Below are 11448 nucleotides of genomic sequence, written 5' to 3' on the forward strand. Positions count from 1 at the left end.
CATGAAGCAGAAACAGGAGAAGCTGGAAACAAAGATGAAGTGGATGCTTCTGAGCACTATGATCCCTATGACAATTTTGATCATAGTGCTTCTTGTTTTTTTCTGGCATTATACAAATGAATATAATCAGTTGTCTAATAATCTGGCGGTGAGTTCGGAATATAATGCAAACTATAGAAATTCCAATAATGATATGAGCTTTAAAGATGAAGTGGATATGGATATCTATTATGTGACTATCGGGCGAAAAGGTAAGGACGGGCTGCCGACAGAGCAGGTAGACAAGGCAATCAGTACTGTGGAGAGTCTGAAGAAAACCACATCAAAGAAGGAAAGCCTGCGTTCTCTGAAATATCTGACTAACTATCTGGAGAATCTTAAGAAACGGATGAATCAGCTTCTTGAGATAAAGAATTATCAGGAACGACAGGAATTTGTGGCAAATAATACAGAAATCCTGACCACGCTCTTTGAGAAAGAAATGCAGAATTATATTTATCAGGAGGCGACGGAACTGGTGCAGATAGAGTCTCAACTGGCTGGAAATGTACGTCTGACGATCATCACTATGTGTGCGGCGATTTTGGTTGCTACGGCTATTCTGCTGCGGCGTTCTTTCCGTCTGACATACAGCATTACCAAACCGATTTCTGAAATTCTCCATAATATTAAGAAGGTTGGAAAAGGAGAGTACAAAACTATTAATGCAGTATCTGCCGACAGTGTTGAAATCCAGGAGCTTGATGCCGGTACCAGAAAGATGGCAGGAAGGATTGAAGGGCTTCTTGAGAATGTGCGTAAGGAGCAGGAGGTACAGCATATGACGGAGCTGCAGCTGATCCAGGCACAGGTAAATCCGCATTTTCTGTATAATACACTGGACACTATTGTGTGGCTGGTGGAGGGTGGTATGCAGCAGGATGCAGTGGATATGATCACAAGTCTGTCTGTTTTTTTCCGCACTTCGCTTTCGAAGGGGAAGGATATCATTCCGCTGTCGGAAGAGAAACGCCACACATTGAGTTATCTGGAGATTCAGCAGTCAAGATACAGGGATATTATGGAATTTGAGATTAATATTCCGCCGGAACTGGATGAAGTGATGGTGCCGAAGCTTACTCTGCAGCCGTTAGCGGAGAATGCTCTTTATCATGGAATTAAGAATAAGCGTGGAAAAGGTAAGATTCTTATTGAAGGATTCAATCTGGGAGATGATATGATGCTGAGAGTGACTGACAATGGTCAGGGAATGACACCGGAACGTCTTTATGAAGTACAGGAAGCCATCCGTACCGGTGAACGTGCCGGGTTCGGACTTGCTGCGGTGTCAGAGAGAATTGCACTCTATTATGGTCCGGGTTATGGACTGAAGATTTCTTCTACAGAGGGAGAAGGTACGGTTATGGAAGTGTATATGGCGAAAAAAATTAACCTGGATAACAATTCAAGATAAACAAAGAAAAAGCTGCATGAAGTTAAGAATCTTAACAGATATGCAGCTTTTGTTATGTATTCAGGTGGATAAAGTCAATTATTTTATTGTTTATTCATATCCAATAACAGTTTTATGGCCTGCTGATAGAGACTTACGAAGGTCTGCCAAATAATGGAATGTATGAATTATGTCGACTAATGCTGAATTGTGCAAAGTGAATATAAAAGAAAGCTGATAATTTATTTCTATATTTATAATGCACAATAAAAAATCCAACTTCCACAATAAAAAAACAAACCTTGTATAAATTGTGAACAAAATATGATAGAAGAATAAACTTTTTGCGGAAAATATTCTATGGAATTTTCCTGGAATTTTACTATAATAAAGACATCTTAAATGAACCGGGAGGATTTACAAAATGAAGAAAAAAATAGTGTCAGCTTTATTAACAGCAACAATGGTATGCGGTATGAGCGTTGTTCCGGCAGTGGGTGTAGCAGCAGCGGACGACACAATCACAGTTGGTTTCTCACAGGTAGGTGCTGAATCTGACTGGCGTACAGCTAATACAGAATCCATGAAATCCACATTCAGCGAAGAGAACGGATATGAATTAATCTTCGACGATGCACAGCAGAAACAGGAAAATCAGTTAACAGCAATCCGTAACTTCATCCAGCAGGAAGTTGATTACATCGTACTTGCTCCTGTAACAGAGACAGGTTGGGATACAGTTCTCCAGGAAGCAAAAGACGCAGGAATCCCTGTAATTATCGTAGACCGTATGGTTGATGTATCTGATGACAGCCTTTACACTGCATGGGTTGGATCAAACTTCAAACTTGAAGGCCAGAAAGCTATGGCATGGCTGGATGCATATCTGGAAGCAAAGGGACGTGGAGATGAAGAAATCAATCTTGTTGATATTCAGGGAACTATCGGTGCATCTGCTCAGATCGGACGTACACAGGGATTTGACGATGCAGTAGAGGCTCATGACAACTGGACAACACTTGCACAGCAGTCAGGTGAATTTACACAGGCCAAAGGTCAGGAAGTTATGGAATCTATCCTGAAACAGAGCGGTGATGACATTGATGTTGTTTACTGTGAGAATGATAACGAGGCATTTGGTGCAATTGATGCGATCGAAGCAGCAGGCTACGAAGTTGGTGGAGAAGAAGGCCAGATTCTTGTAATGTCCTTCGATACAACAAACGCTGGTCTTACAGATACATTAAGCGGAAAGATCACACTGGATACAGAGTGTAACCCATTACACGGACCACGTGTACAGGAAATCATCGAGAAGCTTGAAGCTGGCGAAGAGGTTGACAAACAGGCTTATGTAGATGAAGAAATGTTTGCAGCTGATGATACAGTTACATCTATCAAAGTTGACGACGCTGACTATGAAGTAACAACTATTACACAGGACATCATTGATGGACGTGCATACTAATTATTAGTGTAAATCCGGAGCGTGGTTCATAATTCGGAGAAACCCGGGTTGCGGACCACGCTACCTTTATGCCAAAAATCAACCCGCTTTGCTGAAAAAATTCAGCGATGAGGGGTAAAAACCAGTATAGAAAGCAGGTGGAAAGATTATGGAACAAAATGTAGTATTGGAGATGCGCGATATTTCCAAAAATTTCACTGGCGTTCGTGCCCTTTCCCATGTGGACTTTACCCTTCGTAAAGGTGAGATCCACGCACTGATGGGTGAGAACGGTGCAGGTAAATCAACACTGATCAAGGTGCTGACCGGTGTTCACGAATTTGAAAGCGGTTCTATTCATATGGCCGGAAACAGCAATGCAATTGTAAATCATTCTCCGCAGGAGGCACAGGCAAACGGTATCAGTACGGTGTACCAGGAAGTAAACCTTTGCCCGAACCTGACTGTAGCCGAGAATTTATTTATCGGTAGAGAGCCGAGAAAGATGGGAATGATTGATTGGAAGCAGATGAATGAGCGCTCAGGAAAACTTCTTGAGAGCCTGGACATTCATGTGCCGCCAACACAGATGCTGGAGGAGTGCTCTATTGCTATCCAGCAGATGATCGCAATTGCACGTGCAGTTGATATGAAATGTCGTGTACTGATTCTGGATGAGCCAACTTCCTCACTGGATGACGATGAAGTTGAGAAGCTGTTTGTACTTATGAGAAGACTTCGTGATGAAGGAGTAGGTATTATCTTTGTTACCCATTTCCTTGAACAGGTATATGCAGTCTGCGACAGGATCACAGTTCTTCGTAACGGCGAACTGGTAGGAGAATATGAGACAAAGGATCTTCCGCGAGTTATGCTGGTTGCCAAGATGATGGGTAAAGACTTTGATGACCTTGCTGATATTAAAGGGGAACACAAAGATAAGAAAAAAACAAAACCTGAACCTGTTATCGAAGCAAAAGGAATCTCCCACAAGGGAACAATTAAGCCATTTGACCTTACCATTAATAAAGGAGAGGTTATCGGTCTTACCGGACTTCTCGGTTCCGGACGTTCTGAACTTGTACGTGCCATTTACGGTGCAGACAAGGCTGAGACTGGAACCCTTAAGGTAAAAGGCAAAGAGGCAAAGATCAACAGTCCTCTGGATGCTATGAAGCTTGGTATGGCGTACCTTCCGGAAGACAGAAAAGCAGAAGGTATCATTGCAGATCTTTCTGTAAGAGAAAATATTATTATAGCGCTCCAGGCTAAACGCGGTATGTTCCATCCATTAAGCAAGAAAGAAATGGAAGAAGCAGCCGATAAGTATATTAAACTGTTGCAGATTAAGACAGCAAGCCGTGAAACCCCGATTAAGAGTCTGTCCGGTGGAAATCAGCAGAAGGTTATTCTTGGAAGATGGCTTTTGACAAATCCGGATTACCTGATTCTGGATGAGCCGACCAGAGGTATTGATATCGGTACTAAAACAGAGATTCAGAAACTGGTTCTTGATCTTGCGGATCAGGGAATGGCAGTTACATTTATCTCCTCAGAGGTTGAGGAAATGCTCCGTACCTGCTCCCGTATGGCAGTCCTTCGTGATGGTCAGAAGGTAGGCGAACTGGAAGAGGATGAACTTTCCCAGAGCGGAGTTATGAAAGCTATTGCCGGAGGTGACGATAAATAATGAATAAGAGTAAATTAAAGAAAATAACAAGTGCGCGTCTGTTTCTTCCTATCGTGTGTCTCATCGCCGTACTTTTGCTCAATGTGATCAAGACACCGGACTTCTTTAATGTATCAATCCGAAACGGCGTGCTTTATGGTTATATCATTGACGTTATCAACCGTGCTTCAGAGCTGGTTATTCTTGCAATCGGTATGACACTGGTAACAGCAGCATCCGGTGGACAGGATATCAGTGTGGGTGCGATCATGGCTGTGGCAGCTGCAGTTTGTTGTCAAATCCTTTCCGGTGGACAGGTTTCTGTAAATGAGTATCAGAACTCGATTATCATTGCAGTGATTGCAGCGCTTCTTGCATCTGCATTATGTGGTGCATTCAATGGATTTCTGGTTGCCAGGCTGAATATTCAGCCGATGGTTGCAACTCTGATCCTTTACACAGCCGGACGTGGTATCGCACAGCTTGTAACAAATGGACAGATTACTTATATTCGTGTGGATTCTTTTAAGATGGCAGGTGGTTACATTGGAAAGTGTCCGATTCCAACTCCTATTTTCTTTGCGATCATCACAGTTTTAATTGTTTACCTGATCCTGAAGAAAACAGCACTTGGCCTTTACATTGAAAGCGTTGGTATTAATGGAAAAGCAGCCCGCCTTGTTGGATTAAATTCCACAATGATCAAATTCCTTACTTATGTTATTTGTGGTGTGCTGGCTGGTATTGCCGGAATCGTAGCATCCAGCCGTATCTATTCTGCAGATGCAAACAACATCGGTCTTAACCTGGAAATGGATGCCATCCTTGCAGTAGCACTTGGCGGAAACTTCCTTGGCGGTGGTAAATTCAGTCTGATCGGTTCCGTAATCGGTGCTTATACTATTCAGGCTCTGACCACAACACTTTATGCAATGAACGTAAAGGCTGACCAGCTTCCTGTTTATAAGGCAATCGTGGTAGTCATTATCGTTACTCTGCAGAGTGATGTATTTAAAAAATATATTGCCGGCTTAAAAGCTAAAAAGAGTGTGGCAGTAGAAGGAGGTCAGAAGTAATGAAAGCAAATGGAATGCAGAAAAAGAAAATGACAGGAAACGGCTTCCTGCTTCTGATAACAATCGCTTTATTTGCAGTAATGTATATTGCAGGTATGATCATCTTTGCTGACAAAGGTTTTGCAAAACCGCAGATGTTTCTGAATCTGTTTGTATCTAATGCAGGACTTCTGGTTATTGCATGCGGACTTACCATTGTAATGATCACCGGCGGTATTGATATTTCCGTAGGTTCTGTAACAGCTCTTATTTGTATGGTTCTTGCAGATCTGATGGAAAACAAGGGTGTAAATACATATGTGGCAGTTTTAGTTGCACTGCTTATTGGTGTTGCTTTTGGTGTTGTCCAGGGATTTCTGGTAGCATATCTGGATATCCAGCCATTTATCGTAACCCTGGCAGGTATGTTCTTTGGACGTGGTATGACAGCTATCATCAGTACTGATATGATTTCTATTAAGAATGAGTTATTCCTGAAGTGGGCAAACTTCCGTTTTTATATGCCTTTTGGTTCTACGAATAAGAAGGGAAAATTCATTCCGGCTTATATTCCTCCTACAGTAGTGATTGCGGTGATCGTTGTTATTATCATTGCAGTTCTTCTGAAATACCGTAAATTCGGACGTAAGCTGTATGCAATCGGCGGCAACCGTCAGAGTGCATTAATGATGGGTCTGAATGTTAAGAGAACAATGTTCCAGGCTTATGTGCTGGATGGTTTTCTTGCTGGACTTGGTGGTTTCCTGTTTTGCTTAAACAGCTGTGCTGGTTTCGTTGAGCAGGCGAAAGGTCTTGAGATGGATGCGATTTCTTCAGCGGTTATTGGTGGTACGCTTCTTTCTGGTGGTGTTGGTACACCGATCGGTACTTTGTTTGGTGTATTGATCAAAGGTACCATTTCCAGTCTGATCACTACACAGGGTACATTATCAAGCTGGTGGGTAAGAATTATTCTTTCACTGTTGCTGTGTTTCTTTATTGTGATTCAGTCAGTGATTGCTTCTATGAAGAAGAAAGCGAAATAAGTGATTGTATTATGAAACAAGCTGGGACTTGGATGGGTTCTGGCTTGTTTTTGTTTTTGCAGAGGGGATGCTGTTTCGCGCTGGGTACTGGCAACGATTTGGAGTGAATAGTAATACTTTATTTGTTTATAACTGTGAATTATGATGGTTTACTTGCCACGGGGAGAGTTTTATTTTATACTTTACACAATGGAAGTTATGTGAGAAATATGGCTTTACTAATGGTTGGATATGTAGTACAATCGTAACTTATTATGCGTTTATTTTAGGAGGATTATGATACAATGTGGATTGCAGATGGATGGAAAGATTATGAGGTGATTGATACTTCCTGTGGGGAGAAGCTGGAGCGTTGGGGGGATTATCTTCTGGTGCGGCCGGATCCGCAGGTTATATGGGATACGCCGAAGGTGAATAAGGGCTGGAAGCATATGAACGGGCATTATCACAGAAGTAAGAAAGGCGGCGGTGAATGGGAGTTTTTTGATCTGCCCCAGCAGTGGGATATTCATTATAAGGGACTTACCTTTAATTTGAAACCTTTTAGTTTTAAGCATACCGGGCTTTTTCCGGAGCAGGCGGTGAATTGGGACTGGTTTGGCAATAAGATCCGCAATGCGGGACGTCCGGTGAAGGTGCTGAATCTTTTTGCATATACAGGTGGTGCGACTCTGGCGGCAGCGGCTGCGGGGGCTTCTGTTACTCATGTGGATGCTTCTAAGGGTATGGTTACCTGGGCAAAGGAGAATGCGGTTGCTTCCGGTCTGGGAGATGCTCCGATCCGCTGGCTGGTGGATGACTGTGTGAAGTTTGTTGAGCGTGAGATCCGCAGAGGGAATCATTATGATGCGATCATTATGGATCCGCCTTCTTATGGACGTGGACCGAAGGGGGAGATCTGGAAGATTGAGGATTGTATCCATGACCTGATTAAGCTGTGTACAAAGATTCTCAGCGATGAGCCTTTGTTTTTCCTGATAAATTCTTATACAACAGGTCTGGCACCGGCAGTTCTTACTTATATGCTTTCTACTGAGCTTAAGAAGTTCGGCGGACATGTGGATTCTCAGGAAATCGGGCTTCCGGTAAGTTCTAACGGGCTGGTTCTGCCTTGTGGTGCTTCTGGAAGATGGGAGGCGTAAGTTTTTCCTTTTGTTTGTTATTGACGGAAATCTGCTTTTTAGCTAAATCAGGTAAATCTCTTGCAGGGGTTGCGAAAATGATTTTTCAAACACGCGCTAAGCAGTAGATGGGAGGAAGCTCAAATTATGAAGGAACTTAATTTAAAACATGAAGCCAAGCGTTACGGCTGTGCGGTTCTGGCTGCAACGATCATGGCGTTGAATATTAAGACATTTGTTCGTGCAGGCGGTCTTTTTCCGGGAGGATTTACAGGACTTACTCTGCTGCTCCAGAATATTTTTCAGACATTTATGGGGATTGCAGTTCCGTATACGCTGATTAATGTACTGCTGAACTCTATTCCTGTATTTATTGGTCTGAAATTTATCGGAAAGAAATTTACGATAAGTTCTGTCTGTGTGATCGTGCTTTCCGGTCTGCTTACGGATATTATTCCCAGTCAGCCGATCACTTATGATACATTGCTGATTAGTATCTTTGGCGGTCTGATTAATGGATTTTGTATCAGTCTCTGCCTGATCGGTAATACCAGTACAGGTGGAACGGATTTTATTGCGATTTATTTTTCCGAGAAAAATGGTAGGGATATCTGGAATTATATTCTGTGTGGAAATGCAGTGATCCTGACTGTGGCAGGTTTACTTTTTGGATGGGACAGGGCACTTTACTCTATTATCTTTCAGTTTACTTCTACTCAGGTGATTCAGATGTTGCATCAGAGATATAAGAAGCATACGCTGTTTATTATCACGAAGGAGCCGTATCAGATTTATGAGGAGATTTTCAAACTTACCAATCATACGGCGACACGTTTTGAAGGTACCGGATGTTACACAGACGAGAAGACCAGTATGATCTATTCTGTAGTCTCTACAGAAGAAGCGAAATATCTGGTAAAGAAGGTTCATGAGATCGATCCGAAGGCTTTTGTAAATATTATCAAAACCGATTACATAAACGGAAGATTTTACCAGAAAACAGACTATTAATTACTTGTATTCCCTTCCTGTGAGCGTATAATACAAGGTATAAGGAACTCTGTTCGTTCATGGGACTTTACTTAAGATTGGATGAACAGTAACCGGCACACAAGGAGGGTGATATATATGGGTAATGCAACAGAAAGCACACTTCCTCACGGCAATACCTCAGGCTATGACCGCAAAGCCTGCAGGACATGCGCCTGTTCCACCTGTTATGAGCAGGAGTTTTGCGACAGATGCAGTTCCTGTCAGAATCAGTCACGCAAATTAGACAGGTGCAATGCCTATGAGGGAGCATATAACTATTAACCTCAACATATCCTCGTCTGCTGTTTTAACCGAATCAAGTAAGTCACCTGCGGAGCAGTTATTTGGTGTAGAGCTGCGTAGTAAAGCGGTTTGCGAATATCCGCCTGACTTGCAAAATAATAAACAGCGGATGGGGATTTCTTTATAAAAAACAGCTATTATAAGCAATGTTTTTCTGACTTTACAGATTCATAAGATGCATCTGATATAATAATTCTGTTACTTACTGATATAAACTTTTCGTAAGTTCTTTTGCTGATAAACTTTGTTATAGAATTCTATGTTGAAAAATCGTTCCCTACACCTGACAAATATCCTGAAATTTAATGACCCCATGGAGACCAACTGGAACTGTCGGTAATATGATGCAGAATTAAAAAGAGCTTATGAAAATACCTCGATTGGTAATGTATCGAATATACCTTATACGAGTATATCAGACATCAGGGAAAGGCAGATGAAAGACATGAAAAGAAAATTATCATTTAGAAAAGTGGCAGTATTTCTGATACTGACCTTGTTTCTGGCAGCAGGCATCAGTATGCGTGCAGTTACCGTAAATGCAGCCACATATGTGAAACAGAACAGAACCTCCGTCAGTATCACATCGAAGAAAACGGGATGGCAAAAAATAAATGGAGATTACTATTTTTATAATTCAAAGGGCCGTCTGATCTGTGGTTCTTTTAAATACAAAGGTTATTATTACTACAGTATTGCCAACGGTAAACGTTTCACCGGATGGATGAAACGTTCCGGTAACAAGTACTATTATAACCGTAAAAATGGTGCCATGTTTCGCAATCGCTGGGCAATGGGTGATAAATATACCTATTATTTCAATGAATCCGGCGTAGCAATTGCCAGACAGTGGTTTACTCAGGATGGAAAAAAATACTACTTCCTCAGCAATTCTACCATGGCAAAGGGCTGGCAGAAGATAGGTAAATATTATTACTATTTCAGCAAAAAAACAGGAGTGATGGCAAAAAATACCTGGATAGGTAAATATTATGTAAACAGCAAAGGGCAGCGCATAAAGTCTTCAAATACTAAACCAACAGATACTAAACCAACAGTTACTCAAAGCGGCAGCACGTACCAATATAAAAGCAGTACTCTGAATATTAAACTTGAACGTAAATCTGTCCATGGTATTTCCTATTGGGCAGCACATGTAAAAACATCCAGTGCCAGACAGCTGAAATCTGCTCTTTCCAACGGAACCTATGGCGGATCCCGCCAGACAACCTCTGATGCAGTATCCTCAAATGGCGGCATTATCGGAGTAAACGGCAGTGCTTTCGACTACGGAACAGGAAAGCCATCTCCGCTCGGTATGTGTATCAAAAACGGAATCATCTATGGTGACTACATGACAAGCTATTCTGTCATGGCAGTAAAGAAAGATGGAACTATTTATACTCCGGTACAGGGGCTTATGGGAAAAAATCTTCTTGCGGCTGGTGTGAAAGATACATATAATTTCGGTCCGGTTCTTATTAAAGACGGCGAAACCCAGCTTCCATGGGCTGAAACAGAAAAATATTACCCACGTACAGCAGTAGGAATGGTAAAACCCAACGATTATGTACTCCTTGTAACAGATACCGGCAGTTATACTGGTCTTAATCACTGGGATATGGTGAATATTTTCAAATCCTACGGCTGTACCTATGCTTACAATCTGGATGGAGGCGGTTCTGCAACCCTGTACTTTAATGGAAAAGTAATGAATAAACTTATCGGCAATACTCAGCGTCCATGTGCAGACTTCCTTTATTTCACCCGGTAATCTTTTTCCAGATAAGAATCCCGTCTGCCTGCACACACTGCCAAAGCCCAGCATACGAGAACCAGCAGTCCGATTCCCATAGCCAGCAAAGCAAGCATGATCACGATAATTGCGTGGATAAATATAGACATGGATAACCTCCTTTCGCAGTCATTTGGTTATGAGTTTATAGCAGCGAAGCGGATGATTTTATCCGCCTGACTTGGATAAAAATGGATGTTGAAATTTAAGAAAAGATATCAGGATGACCTGACAAGAACAATTAAGACAGTTAAAAGATCTGTTAACTGATTTAAATATACGCTGTCATATTCGAAAAAGCAAGCCGAAACTTTCGATAAAATTCGACTTGCTTTTTGTTATGTTGCTGTTCGTACATTGCCATCCCGGGACAATCCTATTGCCGCAGGCAATCTGGAATAAATTTTGAATATGTTAATGAGAACGGAGTGAACAGTAACGATTGCTTTGGTAAAATATTAACAATTCCATAAAAACACTTGACAACCCTACTTTACCATACTAAAATGTAAAAAGCACAAAAAATGTTGCCGCAGGAAAAACAAATG

10 protein-coding genes are annotated in these 11448 nt (G+C 41.8%); 9 read left to right on the forward strand and 1 reads right to left on the reverse strand.

Translation table 11 applies throughout. The features are described 5' to 3' along the window. The first annotated feature begins 1 nt into the window (after position 1). The 9 genes from G4417_RS00170 (at position 2) to G4417_RS00210 (ending at position 10879) form a co-directional block, all read left to right on the forward strand. Complete coding sequence (locus tag G4417_RS00170) at positions 2-1453, forward strand: sensor histidine kinase (protein ID WP_119241333.1); 1452 nt, start codon at positions 2-4, stop codon at positions 1451-1453. A gap of 403 nt (positions 1454-1856) precedes the next feature. Further along, positions 1857-2900 (forward strand): ABC transporter substrate-binding protein, encoded by a 1044-nt coding sequence (locus G4417_RS00175; protein ID WP_118331572.1) that lies wholly within the window; start codon positions 1857-1859, stop codon positions 2898-2900. 148 nt (positions 2901-3048) lie between these two features. Beyond that, complete coding sequence (locus G4417_RS00180; RefSeq protein ID WP_118575525.1) at positions 3049-4569, forward strand: sugar ABC transporter ATP-binding protein; 1521 nt, start codon at positions 3049-3051, stop codon at positions 4567-4569. Then, positions 4569-5624 (forward strand): ABC transporter permease, encoded by a 1056-nt coding sequence (locus G4417_RS00185; RefSeq protein ID WP_118331574.1) that lies wholly within the window; start codon positions 4569-4571, stop codon positions 5622-5624. The genes G4417_RS00180 and G4417_RS00185 overlap by 1 nt, the downstream gene beginning before the upstream one ends. Then, positions 5624-6649 (forward strand): ABC transporter permease subunit, encoded by a 1026-nt coding sequence (locus tag G4417_RS00190; protein WP_173682218.1) that lies wholly within the window; start codon positions 5624-5626, stop codon positions 6647-6649. Before G4417_RS00185 ends, G4417_RS00190 begins: the two co-directional genes overlap by 1 nt. 284 nt (positions 6650-6933) lie before the next feature. After that, positions 6934-7791 (forward strand): class I SAM-dependent methyltransferase, encoded by an 858-nt coding sequence (locus tag G4417_RS00195; protein WP_118568989.1) that lies wholly within the window; start codon positions 6934-6936, stop codon positions 7789-7791. A 126-nt stretch (positions 7792-7917) separates the two neighbouring features. Continuing rightward, entirely contained in the window at positions 7918-8781 is an 864-nt protein-coding gene (locus G4417_RS00200; RefSeq protein ID WP_081017093.1) for a YitT family protein, read from the forward strand. 117 nt (positions 8782-8898) lie between these two features. Next, positions 8899-9084, forward strand: a complete 186-nt coding sequence (locus G4417_RS00205) for a hypothetical protein (RefSeq protein WP_020993174.1) — start codon at positions 8899-8901, stop codon at positions 9082-9084. Between the two features lie 466 nt (positions 9085-9550). Then, positions 9551-10879 carry a phosphodiester glycosidase family protein gene (locus tag G4417_RS00210; protein ID WP_173682219.1) on the forward strand — a complete coding sequence of 443 codons (1329 nt, stop codon included), beginning with the start codon at positions 9551-9553 and terminating at the stop codon, positions 10877-10879. Here G4417_RS00210 and G4417_RS00215 read toward each other — a convergent pair. Next, the gene (locus G4417_RS00215) at positions 10864-11010 is read right to left on the reverse strand and encodes a hypothetical protein (RefSeq protein ID WP_173682220.1); all 147 of its coding nucleotides are present in this window, start codon (positions 11008-11010) and stop codon (positions 10864-10866) included. The genes G4417_RS00210 and G4417_RS00215 overlap by 16 nt on opposite strands. Between the last annotated feature and the right edge of the window lie 438 nt (positions 11011-11448).

The sequence above is a fragment of the Blautia wexlerae genome, from assembly GCF_013300825.1.
GTDB classification, from domain to species: domain Bacteria; phylum Bacillota; class Clostridia; order Lachnospirales; family Lachnospiraceae; genus Blautia_A; species Blautia_A wexlerae_B.